Origin of the sequence: Dietzia aurantiaca, from assembly GCF_021033825.1 — a bacterium.
GTDB lineage: Bacteria > Actinomycetota > Actinomycetes > Mycobacteriales > Mycobacteriaceae > Dietzia > Dietzia aurantiaca.
The window spans coordinates 167,637-186,597 of the sequence record NZ_JAIFXZ010000001.1; the positions used below are offsets into that span (position 1 = coordinate 167,637).

The window sequence follows — 18,961 nt, forward strand, 5'->3', positions numbered from 1 at the left end:
CCCACGACGCTACCCGCTGGTGGTCAGGCCACCACACGCGACGGCCGGGCCACGCCGTGACGTCGGGCGGTGGTCCGGGCCCCCGCGGCCGCGTAGTGGTCGAAGAGTTGACCGCAGATCGCGTCCCAGGTGCGGCCCGAGACCGTCGACAGGGCGCCGGCGGCGAGCGCGTCGTGGTCGGCGAGCACGCGGTCCACGGTGTCGGAGACCTCGGCGGCGTAGGTACGGGGGTCGAGCAGATAGCCGTTGACGCCGGCCCGGACCAGGTCGCGCGGGCCGCCCCGGTCGGGGCCCACGACGGGCACGCCCGAGGCCTGCGCCTCCTGGATGGACTGGCAGAACGTCTCGAACTCGCCGGCGTGGCAGAACACGTCGAAGGTGGCGTAGGCCTGCCCGAGCTGCTCGCCGTGGAGTTCACCGGTGAAGATCGCGTGCGGCATCGCGTCCTGGAGTGCGGGACGGTCCGGGCCGTCGCCGACGACGACGAGCTGCAGATCGCCGTCCGGGCCCGACCGGTCGGCGATCGCCCGCAACCTCTCGACGTGTTTCTCCGGGGCGAGCCGGCCGACGAACCCCACGACGGGCCGCCCCTCTGGCGACCACAGCCTGTGCAGGGCCTCGCTGCGCCGGGCGGGGTTGAACCGGACGGAGTCCACACCGCGGCCCCACCGGTAGAGGCGCGGGATGCCGTGGCCGGACAGGTCGGCCATAGCCGCGGTGGACGGTGCGAGGGTGCGGTCGCAGCTGAGGTGGATGGCCCGGGTCCAGGCCCAGGCCGCGTCGGCCATGACGCCGACGCCGTAGGAGTCCGCGAACCCGGCGACGTCGGTCTGGTAGACGGCGACGGTGGGCACGTCGAGGGCGCGCGCGGCGGCGGCGCCCGCGGCGCCGAGCACGAACGGCGAGGCCAGGTGCACCACGTCGGGCGCGAAGTCGCGGAGCGCGTTGTAGACGCTCGGGCTGGGGGCGCCCACGGGCAGCGAGGAGACGACCGGCACGCGCACGGAGGTGACCCGGTGGACAGGGAAGCCGAGGTGGTGGTCGCGCTCGGACACCATCGACTCGGACCCGCCGAAGAGGGGGACGAACCCGCTGACCAGCGGATGCGCGCGCACCGCGTCGGCCGCACCCTGCCACAGGCCGACATTGCCCGACGGCGCCACGACCAGGCAGTCGTGCCCGTGCCTGCGCGCGTATTCCAGCACGCGAAGGACGGAGTTGGTGACGCCGTTGACGTTCGGCAGGAACGATTCGGTGACGATTGCTACGCGCACCTCATCACTGTCGCCCGCGCCGGCCACACGCCGGTGATCTCCCGGGGACGACCCGGGGAATTCACGATGACGGCCGGTGAACCCTCGGCGACGTGGCGGCATACACGAGCGCCGCGAGCGGGACCACGACCGCCGGGACGCTCAACGCGGGCACCACCGCGACGGTCCAGCTGCGGCCCGACACGCGGACGAGGTCGGGGTTCGCGCGCCGGAACTCGACCTGCACGCGTTGGCCCTCGACGAGGCCGGTCGGATAGAAGACGCCGGTCACGGGCCGCACGTTCTGCCCGCCGCCGGCATCGAACTCGACCGCGGCGCGCCGGTCGGTGACCTCGGTGACGGTGGCGGTGGCGCTGCCCATGTCCTGATCGATGCGCTGGTCGTTGATGAAGCACGCCAGGAGGATGAGCAGCGCGACGACGAGAGAGAACAGGGCGACGACGACGGCGACGATCCGCACCACGCGTCTGGTGAGCGCCGCCCGCCGCACCTGACGGGCCGAGCGCCGGCGGGCCGACCGGATCGGGCGTGCGGATCCCGCGGTGGTCACCGTGGCGCCCCGCTCATCCGAGGGCCTCGGCACGCAGGGCAGCGTGGAGGTCGCGCAGCCCCTGGCGGCTGGTGGAGACCCGCACGACGCGCAGGCCCTCGGGGACGATGTCGCGGTGCCGGGCGGAGATCGACGGCCCGGTGAGTATCTCCTCGAGGCCGGCCGGGTCGGTGTCGGTGAACGGGATGCCCGCGCCGACACACAGCGCGCGCAGGTCGGCGCCGTGCGGGGTGCCGAAGACCCGCTCGAAATCGGTGGCCAGCCGGGGATCGCCCTGCTCGAGGAGGGAGAAAATGCCGCCCCCGTCGTCGTCCGCGACGACGATCGTCAGATCCTCGGGGTGCAGTTCGCGGGGGCCCAGGACCAGCCCCGACAGGTCGTGGAGGAAGGTCAGGTCACCCATCAGCGCCACCGTGCGGCCCGGCGCAGTGAGGGCCACCCCGATGGCCGTGGACACGGTGCCGTCGATGCCTGCCGCCCCGCGGTTGGCGTACACCGACACGTCGGGGTCCAGCGGGCCCACCAGGGACAGGTCGCGGATGGCGTTGGAGGCGCCCACGACGAGGTTCCCGCCGGCCCGCATCCCGCGGGCCACCGCCCGGGCCACGTGCAACCCGGTGGGCCCGGCCGACGTGAGGTGCCGGTCCAGGAGGCGGTCGACCGCCTCGCGGGCGTGCGTGTTCACCTTGGCCGCCTCGGCGACCCACGCCGGGTCCACGTCCCACCCGGTGAGGACCGAGTCCGCGAGTTCGGCGGCGCTGCCGGTCGGGTTGGGCGAGTGCGGGCCCGCGTCGAGGATCACCAGGTCGACCCCGGGATCGGCCAGCAATCCGGTGACCGACCGGTGCAGGGTCGGCCGCCCGGTCACCACGACCTGCTCGGGGGCCAGACGGGGGATCGCGAGTGGGTGCACCGGGTGCAGCGGGACCGGCGCCCCGGGCTCGGCGACCGTCGGCACGCCCACCAGGCCGGACACCGGCTGCGCGCCCGCGCCGGAGACGACCAGTGTCCGCCGGGTCAGGTCCACCGCCACGGCCGAGGCGCCCGGAGCGGAGTCCAGCCCCGCCAGGGCCCGCTGCACCCACGGGCGACCGCCCGGGCGGCCCTCCGGGAGATCGACCGGCGCAGCGGTGACAGCGCGCGCGGTCGCTGCGTCGTCGTCGTCATCATCCCCGCCCAGGGCGGTGCCGTCGGCAGCGGTGAGGCGGTACTCCTCGTCCCCCTCCGCCGGGACGAGCGGCTCGCGGAAGGCGATGTCGACCTGCACCGGACCCGGATCCGGCAGGGCCGTGGCGGTGAGGATCGCGCGGCCGATCGCGGCGCGCCAATGGCGGTGCTCGAGCTCGGGGTCTCCGGCCGCTCCCAGTTCGACCACCGTTCGCGCGTGCGGCCCGAACAGCCCCACCTGGTCGATGGTCTGGTTGGCGCCGGTCCCCCGCAGCTCGGGCGGGCGGTTGGCGGTCAGGGCGAGGATCGGCACCCCGGAGTGCGCGGCCTCGACCATCGCCGGGTGGAGGTTGGCCACCGCGGTGCCGGAGGTGACCACGACGGGGACCGGCCGCTTCGACCCGAGCGCCAGTCCCAGTGCGGTGAACCCGGCCCCGCGCTCGTCGATCCGGACATGCAGCCGGAGCCGGCCGGCCCGCTCAGCCGCGGCCAGCGCCAGGGCCAGCGGCGCGCTGCGCGAACCCGGGCACAGGACCGCGTCGGTGATGCCGTGGCGGAGCATCTCGTCAACCAGCACGCGGGCCTGCGCTGTGCTGGGATTGCTCTGGGTGGGCTGGCTGGGAGTCATCGCCACCAGCCTAGTCGGGGGCGGTCGCGGCGTCGGGCCCCCGCGACGAGCGGGCGGCGTGGGCCACCCGCTCGGCCAGCGCGGCGAACCGCTCCCGCAACCCGTCCGGCGACTCGACAGTGAACGGCGCGGGCAGTCGGGCCAGGTACCAGGCCAGATCGTCCAGGTCGGTGGCGCCGGCCTCCAGGCGGCAGGCCGGGCCGTCGGGGTGGTCGTGGCCGCGCAGTGCCGTCACCGCGCCGAACGGCGGCGGGAAACACGCCAGCACCTTCTCCGCCGGCGCCTGCACCACCACGCTGGCCCGGTACTCGTACGGTGCCGTGGCGACGGACTGCTGCACATGCGTGGCCGGGTCGGGCACGTCCGCGCGGGGCGTGAACCGCCAGCGCGTGCGGTGCACCGACCGGATGCGGTCCAGGCGGAAAGTGCGCCAGTCGGCCCGGTCGAGGTCGAACGACAGGAGGTACCACCGCCGGCCCAACACCACGATCCTGTACGGCTCGACCCGGCGCTCGGTGTCCCGGCCCGCGCGGTCCCGGTAGTCCATCCGCACCTGCTCCGAGGCGCGGACCGCGTGCCCGAGCTCGATGAGCAGCGCCGGCTCGACCGGGGCGTCCGTGCCCGGGACCGCCACCATCGACTCGGTCACGGCCGCGACCCGTTCCCGCAGTCGGCCCGGCATCACCTGGTCGAGCTTGGTCAGCGCTCCCAACGCGTGCTCGCCGACGCCCGCCACCGCACCGCCGGCGGCAAGGCGCAGGGCGATGGCGACGGCGACCGCCTCACGGTCATCGAGGAGCAGGGGCGGCAGCCTCCGGCCCGAGCCCAGCCGGTAGCCACCGCCCGCGCCGCGCTCCGACTCGACCGGGTACCCCAGGTCGCGCAGCCGGTCGACGTCCCGGCGCACGGACCGGACCGTCACCCCGAGCTCGCCGGCCAATTCGGCACCCGTCCACACGGACCGGCGCTGGAGGAGGTCCAGCAGGCTGAGCACGCGCTGGGTGGTGGGCGTCCTGTCCGCGGTCATGCGAGAAGTCTCCCACCCGCAGAGGACAGATCCTGTCCTGATGGGCTGCGATGCTGCTTTCACCGCGACCGCAGGCCGTGGAACCGATCACCCCAGGAGCCCGACATGACCGCCGACAGTCCCTCGCCCGTAGACCGTCCACAGGCCACCGACAGCCCCCTCGACTGGACCGGTCAGCTGGTCGACCAACTGGATTTCCACTGGCACGGCCACCTGCGCCCACGGCTGGAGGGCCTGACCGACGAGGAGTACCACTTCTCGCCCGCTCCCGACGAGCTGACCTGGGGCGTGCGCCCGCGGGGCACCGGCGCGGCGGAGATGCAGGGCGGGACCGGGGAGTTCACGATCGACTTCGCCTACCCCGAGCCCCAGCCGGCGCCGCTGACGACCATCGCGTGGCGGATCGGCCACGTCGTCGTCGGCGTGTTGGGCGCACGGTGGCATTCCCACTTCGGCGGGCCACCGCACGACTACATGACCCACGAGTTCGCCGGGGACGCCGCCGGCGGCCTCGCCCAGTTGGACCGCACCTATGCCGGGTGGATCGACGGCGTCCGCGGGCTCGACGCCCGGGACCTCGCGACCCCCGTCGGCCCCGCCGAGGGGCACTGGGCCGACGCGCCCATGGCCACGCTCGTCCTGCACATCAGCCGCGAGGTCATCCACCACGGGGCCGAGATGTGCCTGCTCCGCGACCTGTACGCCACCACCCACTGACCGAACCACCAGACCACGAGGAGTCGTCATGCCCTTCTTCCCCGCCACCTCCGGCACCGAGCGCGAGAACCTACTCGAGTGGATCGACGTCGCGCTCACCAACGCGCGATCGATCGTCGCCGGACTGACCGCAGATCAACTCCGTGCCCGCCCGATCCCGTCCAGCGAGCTCACACTCGGCTGGCTCATCCTGCACATCGGTGAGGTCGCCGAAGGCTGGCTCGGTCGCGCCGCCGCCGCGCCCCGGGCCCTCGACACCGGCCGCACCCTGCTCGAGTCCTTCGAACACGCGGAGACCGTCAACCAGGTGGCGCCCGACGCGACCGCCGAGGAGGTCCTGGTCGAGTTCGACCGCCGGCACTCTGCCGCACTCGACCACCTCCGCACCGCCGACCTCGACGCGCCCGTGCCCGTGCCCACCGAGATGCCCTGGTTCCCCGCGGACCTGCCCGCGTTCAACGGGCGCTGGGCGGCACTGCACGCGCTCGCCGAGATCGAACGGCACAGCGGACACGCCGACATCCTGCGCGAGGCCATCGACGGCGGCACGATGTACGACCTCATCGCGCGCGACCAGGGCATCGACATGTCCTACATCGGCCGGTGGTTCGCAGAGCACCCGGAGGTGCCCGCGCCGGCCTGGTGAGAGTGAGTCCGCGCCGGCGTGGTGCGCACGAGGCGCCGGCGCGGGGCGCTGGCGTGGCGAGCGCGGGGCGCCGACCCGCAAAGGGCAGAGCGCCCCCCCCCCGGCCGCCCGGCAGGACGATGCGCGGCCACGGCGGCAGAATGGGCTCATGCGCACCGTCTACACGCCCGATGATCCCCCCGCCAGGGGCCTGTACCCGCTGCTCACCGCTTCGATCGCGCCCCGCCCGATCGCCTGGGTGTCGACGGTGTCCGCCGACGGGGTGCCGAACCTCGCGCCGTACTCGTTCTTCACCGTCGCCTGCACGGACCCGGCGATCCTGTCCGTCACGTCGATCGGCCACAAGGACACCCACCGGAACGTGGTGGACACCGGCGAGTTCGTGGTGAACATCGGCACCGAGTCGCTGATGGAGGTCATGAACGCCACGTCCGCCCCGTTCGGCCCGGATGTCGACGAGTTCGAGGCGACAGGCCTGACCGCGGTGGCGTCCGACAATGTCGCTGCTCCGCGGGTGGCCGAGGCACCGATCGCGTTCGAGTGCGTCCGCCACGACGTGATCGACCTCGGTACCAGTGCGATGCTGCTCGGCCGAGTCGTGAGCGCGACCATCGCGGACGACGTGCTGGCCGCGGACGGGTTGCCCGACTTCAACTCGCTGCTGCCGCCCTCCCGCCTGGGCCGGCACCAGTGGGGCTACGCCCCGCGGACGCGGGAGCTCCCCCGGCCGATGAAGTAGCGGCTGACCGGGCGGGCGGCGATAGGGTTCCGGCATGACCACCGGTCCTCGTAAGTACGACAGTTCCCGCCGACAGCAGCAGGGGCGCGAGCGCATCCTGGAGGCGGCCCTCGACCTGGCCCGCGCCAGCGGCGGGTGGAACTGGGTGGACATCACGTTCAAGACGGTGGCCGACGCCGCCGGGGTGAGCGAGCGGACCGTCTACCGCCACTTCCCCACCCAGTCGGACCTCCACGAAGCACTGTTGCTCCGGATCAATCAGGATGCCGGCATCTCCTACGACGACCTGTCCGTCGACGACGTGTCGGAGCTGGTCGGGCGCCTGTTCACCTCGCTCAGCACCTTTGACCGGGCTCTGCACACGCAGCCCTCGCCCTCGGAAGCGGCCATCGCCATGAACCGCGATCGGATGCAGGCGTTGCTCGACGCCTGTGGAGGCGACCGTCGTCTCGCGGCACTCCTGGATGTGCTGTGGAGCAACGACACCTATGAGCGGCTGTCGTCGATCTGGCGGATGCCGACCGATGAGGCCGTCGATGCGGTCACCTGGGCGATCGATCGCCTGCTGCCGCCGGAAGGGCACGCCTGAGCCCGGCCGCGCTACGGCCCCGGTGCGGGCCCGACCTGTCGCACACCTGACCTCGCATGACCCGCAGGCCCGAAGGGGTTGTGCCCGGTTCAACTTTAGTGTCATAGTTCTGACACGAAATACGAACCGAGGAGCGTGGGCATCGTGACGGCTGTGCAGAAGCAGATGCGACGAGGGGTCCCGTCTCCTCCACCCGAGGCGCTGCGGGACGACCACCGATTCGCGGCCTGGGCGGCGGAGGCCGCGGGCAGGGTGTTGCTCGACCTGCGCGACTCGGGGCTCGCGGGCAAGGAACTGAAGGACGCCGGTGACCTCAGCTCGCACGAGGTGCTGATGGAGCTCTTCGCGAGATACGCGCCCGCGGACGCGGTGCTCTCCGAGGAGCAGCACCGCGGCACCGCCGGCCGCCACGACCGGCACACCGCACGGCGGGTCTGGATTATCGACCCGGTCGACGGAACACGCGAGTACTCCGAGCCACCACGCGACGACTGGGCCGTCCACGTGGCGTTGTGGCAGGACGGCGAGCTCGCCGCCGGCGCCGTGTCCCAGCCCGCGCTCGGCCGGACTTTCCACACGGGGTCCGCCCCGGCGGCGCGGAAGCCGGCGACCGCGCGACCGCGCATAGCGGTCTCCCGGACCCGACCACCCGCGTTCGTGGAGAAACTCGCGGCCGAGCTCGGCGCCGACCTGGCGCCGATGGGTTCGGCCGGCGTCAAGGTCATCTCGGTTGTCCGGGGCATCACCGACGCCTACGTGCACGCCGGCGGCCAGTACGAATGGGACTCCGCTGCCCCGGTCGCGGTGGCCCGCAGTGCCGGCCTGTTCACCAGCCGGATCGACGGCACACCGCTGGTCTACAACCAGCCCGAGGTGCTGCTTCCGGATCTGCTGGTGTGCCGCCCCGAGCTCGCCGCGCCGATCCTCGACCATCTCGCGACCCACCCGATCAACCACTAGTAGGAGGACTCATGACCGAGGACTGGACCCGGAGCCTACGGGAAGCGGTCGCCGAGGCCGAGGCACTCATCGCCGACCCGCCGTTCACCATCACCGAACAGGAGCGCGCCGAGGGCTACGACTACCTCGCGGGCAGTATCCGCTCGTCGATGCAGGCGGCCTTCGACTACGACCTCGTCCACCCCGTGCTGATGAACGGTACTCATCAGTACGCACGTCAGGGGCTCGACAACCCGGACGCCATCTACTTCAACGCCTACCTCACCGAGGGCGGGACCTACGAGATCTCGGGCGTGCGGGGCACCACAGCGGACCTGTCCTTTCAGATCATGGACGGCGGTTACACGGCCGCGGGCGCGCCATCGACTCTGGCGGCCTTCGACGATCGCGAGCTGGACATCGCCGACGACGGCAGCTTCACGTGGAGTTTCGGCCCCGAACTCGGGCTGGCCAAGGGCTCCACCCTGATCATCCGCGAGGTCTACAACGACTGGATGGCCGAGCGCCGTGGCTCGATCCGCATCCAGAGACTCGATACGGCCGGCGTGCCGCGGCCGCCGCTGACCCGCGAGGGTGTCCAGAAGCGCTACGACGTCGCCGCCAAGGCCTTGACCACCCGGATCCGCACGTGGTTCGAGTTCCCGAAGTGGTTCACCTACGCAGAACCGGTCAATACCCTGACCTCGCCCGAGCGGACACCGGGCGGGCTGGCCAGCCAGTACTCGGCGCTGGGCCACTACGACCTGCGGGACGATCAGGCCCTGGTCGTCACCGTCCCCGTGTGCGAGGACGCCGCGTACCAGGCCATCCAGCTGGGCTCCAAGTGGTACGTGTCGACCGATTACGAGCATTACCAGTCGTCGTTGACCGCTGCGCAGTCGCAGGCCGACCCGGACGGGATGTTCCGTTACGTGATCTCGACCCGCAACCCCGGCATCGCGAACTGGCTCGACACCACGAACCACGCATCCGGGGTGATCATGCTGCGTTGGCAGCACACCGAACGTCAGCTCGGGCCGGCCGACGGGCCGGCCGTGGAGCTCGTCGCCCTCGACGACCTCGCCCGGAGCCTGCCCTGTTACGACGACAACCTCGTCACCGCCGAGCAGTACGCCGCGAGGATCGCCGACCGCCAGGTCGGCATCGCGCAGCGGATGATCTCGTGACCCCGGATAAGGACCACCACATGAGTGACAACGTCATGACCAGGGAGCGGGCCGAGGTCGGCTCGTACGAGGAGATCGTGGCCGCCGCCATGCGCTCCACAGGACTGTCGGACCTCGGCACCGGCGCCCACGAAGCAGGTCTGCGGGTGATCATCGAGGACCTCAATTCCTCCGAGGCCGGGCTGACCCCCCGGGGCCGCGCGTTCCAGCGCTCGGAGGTCAAGAGCGCCCTCACCGGGGTGCTGCTCACCGAGGCGGCGTTCGCGGCCCACCCCGGCCACCGCGATGTGCGGGTCGAACGTCCGATCTTCCTGATGGGGCTGCCTCGAACCGGAACCACGATCCTGCACCGGCTTCTGCACGCCGACCCGGGAGCCCAGGGACTCGAGATGTGGCTGACCCAGTTCCCGCAGCCCCGGCCGCCGTACGACACCTGGGAGTCGAACCCGCAGTATGCCGCGCTGCAGCGGGCGTTTGCCGCCCATCACGCCGCGGACCCGGAGTTCATGGGCATCCATTACATGGACGCCGCGGTGGTCGAGGAGTGTTGGCGGCTGCTGCGCCAGACCGGCAAGTCGAACTCCTATCAGACCACCGCGTACCTGCCGCGCTACACCGAGTGGCTGGCCGGTCAGGACTGGACGGACGCCTACGCTCGGCACCGGCGCAACCTGCAGCTCGTCGGTCTCCACGACCCCGACAAACGCTGGGTGTTGAAGAACCCCTCGCATATGACCGCACTGGACGCCCTCATGGCGGTCTACCCCGATGCGCTGATCGTCTACACCCACCGTGAACCGGTCACCTGCATTGCCTCCGCCTGCTCACTCGCCGCCAGCGCCACTGCGGGCCACTCGGAGACCTTCGTGGGCGAGACCATCGGCCGCACCCAACTCGACCTCTGGTCGAACTCGTATCACGCGTTCCACGACGCGCGCGCCAGGTACGACCGGGCACAGTTCGTCGACATCGCGTTCGGCGACCTCGTGGCGGACCAGGTCGCCACCGTGCGCCAGGTGTACGAGGCCTTCGACCTCGACTGGACGCCGGAGGTCGAGGCGGCGGTCGTCGAGAGTGACCGCGAGGCCAGGAGTGGCGCCGCCGCGCCCCGACACAGCTACACGCTCGCCGACTACGGGCTGACCGACAAGCAGGTCCTGGACGCCTTCGACCGCTGACGCCGGCGACGTGGATCCCGGTCGCCGACAACCCCATATCTCAAGGAGTGACAATGAACGACATCGTTGAAACCGCCCCCGCGCCACGGGCCCCCGCGCCGTCCATTCTGGCGGGCAAGGTGGTGCTGGTGAGCGGGGTCGGCCCGGACCTGGGGCGCTCTCTCGCCGTGCGGTCCGCGCAGGCCGGCGCCGACGTGGTGCTCGCCGCACGAGATGGGAAGCGCCTCGACGGGATCGGGCAGGAGGTGCGGGCGCTGGGCCGACAAGCCCTCGCCGTGCCGACGGACGTCACCGACGCAGCCGCGCGCCGCGCCCTCGTCCGAGCCGCCTCGGACGCGTTCGGGCACGTGGACGTCCTGATGAACGCGGCGTTCGTCCACCCACCGTTCATTAAGCTCCTCGACGCCGACCTCGACGAGATGCGGCAGCAGGCGGACCTGAACGTCCTGGCCTCGGTCGGGCTCGTCCAGGACCTCGCCTCCACGCTCTGCGCTCGGCGCGGATCCGTCGTGCTCATCAACTCCCTCGTCCTCCGCAACCGCCTACCGGGGTTCGGCAGCTACCGCATGGACAAGGCGGCTCTCCTGGCCGCGGCTCGTAGCCTGTCCGTCGAGTTGGCGCCCGAGGGGGTCCGCGTCAACTCGGTCGCCCCGGGTTACATCTGGGGTGAGAAGCTCCGCGGCTTCTACGAGCGGAGAGAGGCGCAGGGCAGGGCTACGGTCGCCGAGAAGTACGCCGAGAAGGCGCAGCAGACGGATTCGCGACGCCTGCCGACCCCCGACGAGATCGCCGATGCCGCGATCTTCCTCGCGTCCGACTTCGCCAGCGGCATCACCGGTCAATGCCTGGACGTCAACTGCGGGCAGAGCCACCACTAGCGATCACGACAGCCGGTTCTCCTCCTCCGGGGAAGGGGAACCGGCCTTCAGTCGTCTCCGGTCACCGGGCCCGCTGACACGCGCACGCGGCCCGAACCTCACCGGCGTGGACGACCCCCGGCTCACCGCGGCGATCACCGAGCTCAAGGCGGCCTCCGACCTCGAATCCCAGAAGGCCGCGTTCACCGCACTGCAGGAGGTCCACAACGAGGTCCTGCCGTTCACGGTGATCGCCAACGGAGACGAGTACGCGATCGTCGACGACTCCGTCCACGGCCTCAAGGCCACCATGCTGAACGTCGTCATGTTCGACGACGCCTATGTCGAGGACTGATATTTAGGTGGTGTTCTCACCTGGCACGGTGAAGCGGCCTTCCCCACGACAGATGGGGGAGGCCGCTTCATCGCTCGTGCTCGCCGCCGGGTTGTCAGATGCCCGGTCGTCGAACTTCCATCTCGTATCGACCGGTGGGGACGGCGTCGACCGTCCCCTCGTCGAGGAACCGAGAGGTCGAGGCGGTCATGGTCCGCATGTTCTCGGCCATCCGCTCCTCGTCACCGGGCGCGTCGAAGAACACACCGAGATCGGAGACCGCCGCGATGGGGAAGATCTCCTCCACGATGCCGTCGATCTCCGGCGCATCGTCCGTCAACGCACGAACCACCACGTGCTGTGTGTAGCCGGTGGTGGACTGGGTGTCGACCGCCACCGTGGTGTGGTGGTCCAACCAGGTGCGCAGCCACTCCTGCCTGGGGATGCGCTCGGGACGGCGCAGGAACGCGATATTCGCCATGCCTTCGCACCTGACGCCCTCCGGCGGAAGTGGCTCGGCGACGGTCGTCGTCTCGATCACCGGAAGGACTTCCGAGGCGGTGACAGACCACGCCGAGACCGGGCCCAGCCGGCGCAGCGCGTGCAGTAGGTCCGCGCACCCGGCCGCGGACGCCACCGGCACGCGCGCGCGAACGGCTGCCACCAGCCGGCGTGGGGTCACGCGGACGTCGATCAGTGCGCCTTCGACCTCGGCGTCACGGACGTTGACGACGTAGCGCGACACGCCCAGGTCCGCCAACGGCTCCGCGACGGCCGCGGCGATCTCCGCGCGGACCCGCGCCGCATCCGACGTGGGGGTGGCAGCACCAGGGGCAGCAGCGATCTCGGTGGCAGGGTCGGCGCCGGGGCTTTCGTCCTCGGCGTCGGACCAGACCACCGCAATGAGAGTGTCCATGGCGAGAACTGTATCGGGGGCCACCCCGGCTCACGGGCGGATCCGCGGCCGCTGCCGGTCACAGGAGGCCGCAGCAGCGGCGGACCCGGTCCATCCACCAGTCCCGGCGTTCGCCGCCCGCCCGCAGCCCCTCCAGGCGTGCCGGATCCGGGGCCACCTGGCGCGCCGGGAGGCTGCCGTTCTCCAGGGCGAACGCGCCCGGTTCGACGACATCGTCGACGAAGAACCCTCCGGTGCCCAGGCCTGCCGCGGGGACGGCGTCGTCTTCACCACATCCGGGTAGCGCAGCGGCCGCCGCGACACCGGCGGACACTCCCACCGCCGAGTCCAACGCCGAGGACACGGTGACGGGGACGCCCAGCTCCGCGGCCACCGCGAGCAGCCGCCGGGGGCCGCCCAGAGGCGCGACCTTGACCACCGCCCGGTCGGCGCCGCCGGCGCGCACCACACGAAGCGGGTCCTCGGCGCGGCGGATGGACTCGTCCGCCGCGACATCGACCCGCACCCCGTCCGCGGCCAGACGCCCGCGGAGTTCGACCAACTCGTCGACCGTCGCGCAGGGCTGCTCCACGTACTCGAGCCCCGGCCCGTCGAGCGACACCGGTCCGGTTCCCGGCGCGCGCGAGGGGTCGGCGGCGCGGACGGCCTGGTCGAGGACCCGCACGGCAGCCGCGGCCTCGTCGACGCTCCACGCCCCGTTGGCGTCCACCCGGACCCGCACGCCGGGACGCGCCTGCAGAACGGCGGCGACGCGGGCCACGTCGTCCACGAGTCCCTGCCCGGACTCGGCGACCTTGACCTTGACCGTCGTGCAGCCGGGGAACCGGTCCAGGATCGCGGGCACCTCGCCCGCCGCGATCGCCGGGATCGTGGCGTTGACCGCGACCCGCGTCCTCAGCGCCGGCGGCGGGCCCTGCCACGCCATCTCGATCGCGGATGCCAACCAGTTGGCCGCCTCGTCGTCGTCGTACTCCGGGAAGGCCCCGAACTCACCCCAGCCGGACGGCCCCTCGACCAACACCACCTCGCGCACGGTGATGCCGCGGAACCGCACCCGCATGGGCAGGGCCACCACGTGCACGCGGTCGAGCAGATCGTCGATCGACTCGGGGCCCGGTACGGATGTCATAGCTCCACGCTAACGTCGAGGCCATGACTGAGCAGAGCAGCACCGGGCAGGACACGTCGCAGGGCACGCCCCGGGACAGCGCCGACAACCCCTTCGACCCGTCGCAGTGGCGGGAGATCGAGGGCTTCGCGGCCGGCGTGGACCTGACGGACCTCACCTACCACCGGCACGTGGGCGAGGGCCGGGCCAACGGCATCGTGCGCATCGCCTTCGACCGGCCCGAGGTCCGCAACGCGTTCCGGCCGCACACGGTCGACGAGCTGTACCGGGTGTTCGACCACGCGCGGCGCTCCCCCGACGTGGGCACCATCCTGTTCACCGGCAACGGGCCCAGCTCGCGCGATGGCGGCTGGGCGTTCTGCTCCGGCGGCGACCAGCGGATCCGTGGTCGTTCCGGCTACCAGTACTCGACCGAGCACGACTCGGACGTGGCCGGGGCGACCGCCGACAAGGTCGACCGGGCGCGGGTGAAGGCCGAGGGCGGGCGTCTGCACATCCTCGAGGTGCAGCGGCTCATCCGCACCATGCCCAAGGTCGTGATCTGCCTGGTCAACGGCTGGGCGGCCGGCGGCGGGCATTCCCTGCACTCGGTCTGCGACCTCACGCTGGCCTCGCGCGAGCACGCCCGGTTCAAGCAGACCGACGCGGACGTGGGCTCGTTCGATGCCGGCTACGGCAGTGCCTACCTGGCCAAGCAGGTGGGCCAGAAATTCGCACGCGAGATCTTCTTCCTGGGTGAGGCCTACACCGCCGAGGAGATGTTCCACATGGGCGCGGTCAACCGGGTGATCGACCACGCGGAACTGGAGAACACCGCAATCGAGTGGGGCCGCAAGATCAACGGCAAGTCCCCTACCGCGCAGCGCATGCTCAAGTTCGCGTTCAACCTCACCGACGACGGCCTGATGGGCCAGCAGGTGTTCGCCGGTGAGGCCACGCGGCTGGCCTACATGACGGACGAGGCCGTCGAGGGGCGCGACGCGTTCCTGGAGAAGCGCGAGCCCAACTGGGACGACTTCCCGTACTACTACTGACCCCACCACCAGGCCCGAGGCACCAGAGAAGCCGTGACTGACACCCGCGAACTGCGCATCCTTCCCGTGCCGGCGGGGCCGGCGGTGGCCGAGGTGTTCCCCCGGCTGGTGGACATGCTCTCGGGCCACGGGCCCACCCTGCTGCCGGTGCCCGCAGAGGACCCTGCGCGCACACGTCTGCTCGTCGACAGCCAGCGGCCGGGCGAGCCTATCGACGCTCGTGCCGCCATGGTGGTGAGCACCTCCGGCTCGACGGGGACGCCCAAGGGCGCGATGCTGTCCGCAGCCGCGCTGGGGTTCTCCGCTGCGGCGACCGATGTGTTCCTCGGCGGGCCGGGCCGGTGGCTCCTCGCGCTGCCGGCCCACCACATCGCCGGACTGCAGGTGATCCTGCGGTCGCTGCGTGCCGGGTTCGACCCGGTGGTGATGGACCTGTCCGGCGGGTTCGACCCGGCGGGCCTGCCCTCGGCCGTGCAGGCGTGCGTGGCCGGCGGGGCACGTGGCTACACCTCGCTCATCCCGGGCCAGCTCGCGAAGGTGCTCGACGAAGGATCTCCCGGGGCCGTCGCGGCACTCGCCCGACTCGATGCCATCCTGCTCGGTGGCGCCGCGGCGCCTCCCGAGCTGCTCGCCCGCGCAGCTGACGCCGGGATCCGCGTGGTGCGCACGTACGGCATGAGCGAGACCGCGGGCGGGTGTGTGTACGACGGTGTCCCGCTGGAGGGGGTGGAGGTCCACATCGAGGACGACGACACCGCCTCGGGCCGCGTCTGGCTGGCGGGGCCGCAGGTCGCGCTGGGATACCGCAATGCACCAGGCCATCCTGCGTTCGCCCGCACCGGTTGGTTCCGGACCGACGATGCCGGCCGGCTCGAACCGGATGGCCGGCTCCGCATCCTCGGCAGACTCGACGACGCGATCAGTGTCGGCGGCCTGACGCTCTTGCCTCAGACCGTGGAGGATGCGCTCCGGCAGCACGCGGCTGTGGTCGACGTCGTCGTCGTGGGGATCCCCGACACCAGACTCGGCGCACGGCCCGTCGCGGCGGTGACCCTCCGCGCCCCCGCCGCGCCGGACGAGTTGCGCGCTCACGTGACCTCGATCCTCGGCGCGCACTCGGCCCCCACCACGGTGGCGGTCCTGCCCGAGCTCCCCACGCTGCCGGGCGGCAAAGTGGACCGACGCGCCGTCGCCCGGGGCGTCATCGATGGGACAATCACAGAATGACCCGCGAGACCTTCCAGTCCCCCGACATCCCCGCCGAGTCCGGCGGCGCCACCCTGACCCACTGGGTGGAGGGCGCCCGTCCGCGGACGTGGCCCAACGCGTTCGCCCCGGTGCTGGTCGGCTCGGCGGCGGCCGGGCTGGCCGGCGGGTTCGTCTGGTGGCAGGCGCTACTGGCGCTGGTCGTGGCCTGGTCGTTCATCGTGGGCGTCAACTACGCCAACGACTACTCCGACGGGATCCGTGGCACCGACGACGAGCGCGTGGGGCCGCTGCGTTTGGTCGGCTCCGGGCTCGCCAAGCCGGCGAGGGTGAAGCGGGCGGCGTTCGCGTTCCTCGGCCTCGGCGGCGCGGCCGGTCTCGTACTCAGCGCGACGTCGGCACCGTGGCTCATCCTCGTGGGACTGGCCTGCATCTTTGCCGCCTGGTTCTACACCGGAGGCAAGACCCCCTACGGCTACCGCGGGCTCGGCGAGGTCGCGGTGTTCGTGTTCTTCGGACTGGTGGCCGTGCTCGGCACGCAGTTCACCCAGCTCGGGTCGATCACCTGGTACGCGGTGGTCGCGGCCGTGGCGGTGGGTAGCTTCTCGTGCGCGGTCAACCTCACCAACAACCTGCGTGATATCCCCTCGGACACGGAGGCCGGCAAGGTCACCCTCGCCGTGCGCCTCGGCGACTCCAACACGCGCGGCCTGCACGCTGTGCTCGAACTGCTCGTGCCGTTTCTGGCCACACTCGCGCTGATTCCGGCCACCCCGTGGGCGCTGCTCGGACTGATCGCGATGCCGATTGCGTGGAAGGCCAACGGCCCGGTCCGGGCGCGGGCCTCCGGCGCCGACCTGATTCCGGCGCTCGGTATGGCCGGGGTCGCGATGCTCGCCTGGAGCGTGCTCGTCAGCAGCGGCTTCCTGATCGCCACGCTGTAGCCGCCGGCGGCGGCATGTCGGCGCCGCGCGCGTGCTCGGCGCTGCCCTCGGCTTCGGCGTTCGCGCTTCACAGCGATTCGCCCTCCGGATTCACCCGACAGATTGCGGTTCGCCCACGCCTGGAGCCGATTCGCACGCCGAATGTCGATCCCCTCACGGTGCCCGCGAAGTAGATCGAAATCCACAGGGCGGGTCGTTCGTGACTCCGGTCCTCCGCCCGCGATCAGGCCCAACCCCTCATCCGTGGGGGCCGCGATTTTTGATGGCACCACGGCGAGATTCTCGCCCGCATCGAACCATGGTGCTACCAAGAATCGCAGTGATGTCGACGAAGTGGCCGGGCTGCCGACCTGCGGCGCGGCGCGGCGCGGCAGCGGTGGCGTGGCTGGTGCTGCCGCACGCAGTCAGCGCACCTTCCGTAGGGCGCGCTCATTCTGCCTGGCGACGTGACGGTGGAAAGTCCGGCTAGGGCCGCGGGACGCCCGACTGTTCGGCGTCCGGCTGCTCATTGTCCGACCGCTCGGCGTCCGGATTGATGGTCGAATGTGGGAGCTCAGCAGTCTCCACAACCGGTGGTGCGACCTCGGGATCCTCGACCGCGCCGGCCGCGAACCCGGCCGCGGACATGGCACCGAGGGCGACGACGGAGGCGATGACAGGTCGGGAGATGCGCACTACAGCCTTTCGCACGTTGTTGCCGCGACACCGCGACCCGACCACCGTAGCCCGAAATACACGCCACCCCGGTAGTCATCTCGCGTGAGGAGACGACTACCGGGGTTGACGGGGTCACCGACGACCTGCCCGGCCGCCGGGAGTCTCTAGCGGTCAGCCGCGGCCATTGGCGACCGTGGGGCCGGGGGCCTGGGGCTTCTTCGGGGAGCCGGCTGCGACGGTCGGGGCGACCGAGCCCGCCGAGCCACCCGGGCTGTTGGTCGACGAGCCGTTCGGGCCCGATCCGGTCGAACCGCCGGTGGTCGTCCCCCCGGTGCTGGAGCCGAGCAGCGCCGGCACGCTCGAGGAGGCACCCGGAGTCGAGGACCCGCCGTTCAGCACGATGCTCAGGCCGGCCAGGCCCAGCAGGGCGGCACCGGTCAGGGCGAGACCCGGTGCGACGTTGCCGAGCGAGCCGGTGGTACCCGTGGTGGTGGAACCGGGGACCGACGAGCCCGGAACGGTGATCTCGCCCTCGGTGGTCAGCTCGGCACCGCCGGTGGCCTCGCCCTCGGTGGTCGAGCCGGCCGGGCCGCCCTCGGTGTCGGTCAGCGAGCCGAGCGGGCCGCCCGGAGTGTCGGTGCCGCCCGTCGACCCGGTCGCGAGCTCACCGACGGAGTCCGAGTTACCGCCGAGGGCGACGACGATGCTGGCGACTGCGTCGAGCAGCGAGTCCGCACCCTCGGAGCCGGTGACGATCTGGCCGCCGGCCTCCGCCTCGCCGCCGAGGCTGCCCTGCACGGCGCCCGACGAGCCGGCGTCGAAGCCGGCCGGCGCCGTTCCGTCGACATTGTTGATGATCAGCTGCACGGGCAGGGTGACGGCCTCGCCGTTCATCGTGCCGTGAACGATCACGTCGAAGACACCACCGACTGCGGGAGTACCGACGATGACGCCGTTCTCAAAGCTCAGGCCATCAGGTAGGCCCGTCACATCGGTGACCTCGAGGCCTGCCATGCTGCCGGTCCACATGATCTGGCCGACGTCGTACGAGACCTGCGCTCCGGCAGTGAACCCGGGGATGGTCACCGCGACGGTCTGGACGTCTTGACGGACGGTCGGCGCATCGGGAGTGGCGACGACGACGCCACCTACCAATGCGACAGCTGCGGCGGCTGCGATGGGGGCGACGAGGCGGCCCCGGACGATACGACGAGGACGGGCGAGGCGATCACGCATCGGCTGA

At 71.6% G+C, this 18,961-nt stretch carries 20 protein-coding genes; 12 read left to right on the forward strand and 8 right to left on the reverse strand.

Annotation, left to right across the window (positions count from 1 at the left end; translation table 11 throughout):
- Window positions 1-23 precede the first annotated feature (23 nt).
- From K3888_RS00855 to K3888_RS00870, 4 genes are all read right to left on the reverse strand, one after another.
- Window positions 24-1,274 carry a glycosyltransferase family 4 protein gene (locus K3888_RS00855; RefSeq protein WP_230928332.1) on the reverse strand — a complete coding sequence of 417 codons (1,251 nt, stop codon included), beginning with the start codon at window positions 1,272-1,274 and terminating at the stop codon, window positions 24-26.
- A gap of 61 nt (window positions 1,275-1,335) precedes the next feature.
- Window positions 1,336-1,857, reverse strand: coding sequence for a DUF3592 domain-containing protein (locus K3888_RS00860; protein ID WP_230928333.1), 522 nt, complete (start codon window positions 1,855-1,857; stop codon window positions 1,336-1,338).
- Window positions 1,838-3,619 (reverse strand): 2-succinyl-5-enolpyruvyl-6-hydroxy-3-cyclohexene-1-carboxylic-acid synthase, encoded by a 1,782-nt coding sequence (gene menD, locus K3888_RS00865; protein WP_230928334.1) that lies wholly within the window; start codon window positions 3,617-3,619, stop codon window positions 1,838-1,840. Before menD ends, K3888_RS00860 begins: the two co-directional genes overlap by 20 nt.
- Window positions 3,620-3,629: 10 nt before the next feature.
- On the reverse strand, window positions 3,630-4,646 hold the full coding sequence (locus K3888_RS00870; protein ID WP_230928335.1) for a helix-turn-helix transcriptional regulator: 1,017 nt from the start codon (window positions 4,644-4,646) through the stop codon (window positions 3,630-3,632).
- 105 nt (window positions 4,647-4,751) lie between these two features.
- On the opposite strand from K3888_RS00870, the gene K3888_RS00875 reads away from it, so the two are divergent.
- The 9 genes from K3888_RS00875 (at window position 4,752) to K3888_RS00915 (ending at window position 11,853) form a co-directional block, all read left to right on the forward strand.
- On the forward strand, window positions 4,752-5,363 hold the full coding sequence (locus K3888_RS00875) for a DinB family protein (protein WP_230928336.1): 612 nt from the start codon (window positions 4,752-4,754) through the stop codon (window positions 5,361-5,363).
- Window positions 5,364-5,391: 28 nt separating this feature from the next.
- Entirely contained in the window at window positions 5,392-6,009 is a 618-nt protein-coding gene (locus K3888_RS00880; protein WP_230928337.1) for a mycothiol transferase, read from the forward strand.
- A 148-nt stretch (window positions 6,010-6,157) separates the two neighbouring features.
- Entirely contained in the window at window positions 6,158-6,748 is a 591-nt protein-coding gene (locus K3888_RS00885) for a flavin reductase family protein (RefSeq protein WP_230928338.1), read from the forward strand.
- A gap of 34 nt (window positions 6,749-6,782) precedes the next feature.
- Window positions 6,783-7,337 carry a TetR/AcrR family transcriptional regulator gene (locus K3888_RS00890; RefSeq protein WP_230928339.1) on the forward strand — a complete coding sequence of 185 codons (555 nt, stop codon included), beginning with the start codon at window positions 6,783-6,785 and terminating at the stop codon, window positions 7,335-7,337.
- A gap of 165 nt (window positions 7,338-7,502) precedes the next feature.
- Window positions 7,503-8,297: a 3'(2'),5'-bisphosphate nucleotidase CysQ gene (locus K3888_RS00895; protein WP_269074678.1), complete on the forward strand. Its 795-nt coding sequence runs from the start codon at window positions 7,503-7,505 to the stop codon at window positions 8,295-8,297.
- Between the two features lie 11 nt (window positions 8,298-8,308).
- Window positions 8,309-9,463 (forward strand): hypothetical protein, encoded by a 1,155-nt coding sequence (locus tag K3888_RS00900; protein WP_230928341.1) that lies wholly within the window; start codon window positions 8,309-8,311, stop codon window positions 9,461-9,463.
- A gap of 20 nt (window positions 9,464-9,483) precedes the next feature.
- Window positions 9,484-10,641: a sulfotransferase family protein gene (locus K3888_RS00905; RefSeq protein ID WP_308281866.1), complete on the forward strand. Its 1,158-nt coding sequence runs from the start codon at window positions 9,484-9,486 to the stop codon at window positions 10,639-10,641.
- 53 nt (window positions 10,642-10,694) lie between these two features.
- Complete coding sequence (locus tag K3888_RS00910) at window positions 10,695-11,519, forward strand: SDR family oxidoreductase (protein WP_230928342.1); 825 nt, start codon at window positions 10,695-10,697, stop codon at window positions 11,517-11,519.
- 106 nt (window positions 11,520-11,625) lie between these two features.
- Complete coding sequence (locus tag K3888_RS00915) at window positions 11,626-11,853, forward strand: hypothetical protein (RefSeq protein WP_230928343.1); 228 nt, start codon at window positions 11,626-11,628, stop codon at window positions 11,851-11,853.
- A gap of 94 nt (window positions 11,854-11,947) precedes the next feature.
- Here K3888_RS00915 and K3888_RS00920 read toward each other — a convergent pair whose 3' ends face one another.
- Together K3888_RS00920 and K3888_RS00925 are read right to left on the reverse strand one after the other, a co-directional pair.
- On the reverse strand, window positions 11,948-12,748 hold the full coding sequence (locus K3888_RS00920) for an EthD domain-containing protein (RefSeq protein ID WP_230928344.1): 801 nt from the start codon (window positions 12,746-12,748) through the stop codon (window positions 11,948-11,950).
- A gap of 58 nt (window positions 12,749-12,806) precedes the next feature.
- Entirely contained in the window at window positions 12,807-13,877 is a 1,071-nt protein-coding gene (locus tag K3888_RS00925; RefSeq protein WP_230928345.1) for an o-succinylbenzoate synthase, read from the reverse strand.
- Between the two features lie 23 nt (window positions 13,878-13,900).
- On the opposite strand from K3888_RS00925, the gene K3888_RS00930 reads away from it, so the two are divergent.
- The 3 genes from K3888_RS00930 to K3888_RS00940 are packed head-to-tail and all read left to right on the forward strand — an operon-like array spanning window position 13,901 to window position 17,061.
- Window positions 13,901-14,911, forward strand: a complete 1,011-nt coding sequence (locus K3888_RS00930) for a 1,4-dihydroxy-2-naphthoyl-CoA synthase (RefSeq protein WP_230928346.1) — start codon at window positions 13,901-13,903, stop codon at window positions 14,909-14,911.
- 33 nt (window positions 14,912-14,944) lie between these two features.
- On the forward strand, window positions 14,945-16,138 hold the full coding sequence (gene menE / locus K3888_RS00935; protein WP_230928347.1) for an o-succinylbenzoate--CoA ligase: 1,194 nt from the start codon (window positions 14,945-14,947) through the stop codon (window positions 16,136-16,138).
- Window positions 16,135-17,061 (forward strand): 1,4-dihydroxy-2-naphthoate polyprenyltransferase, encoded by a 927-nt coding sequence (locus K3888_RS00940; RefSeq protein WP_230928348.1) that lies wholly within the window; start codon window positions 16,135-16,137, stop codon window positions 17,059-17,061. Before menE ends, K3888_RS00940 begins: the two co-directional genes overlap by 4 nt.
- Window positions 17,062-17,526: 465 nt before the next feature.
- Here K3888_RS00940 and K3888_RS00945 read toward each other — a convergent pair whose 3' ends face one another.
- Together K3888_RS00945 and K3888_RS00950 are read right to left on the reverse strand one after the other, a co-directional pair.
- Entirely contained in the window at window positions 17,527-17,736 is a 210-nt protein-coding gene (locus tag K3888_RS00945; RefSeq protein ID WP_230928349.1) for a hypothetical protein, read from the reverse strand.
- A gap of 153 nt (window positions 17,737-17,889) precedes the next feature.
- Window positions 17,890-18,954, reverse strand: coding sequence for a hypothetical protein (locus K3888_RS00950; protein ID WP_230928350.1), 1,065 nt, complete (start codon window positions 18,952-18,954; stop codon window positions 17,890-17,892).
- Window positions 18,955-18,961: the final 7 nt, after the last annotated feature.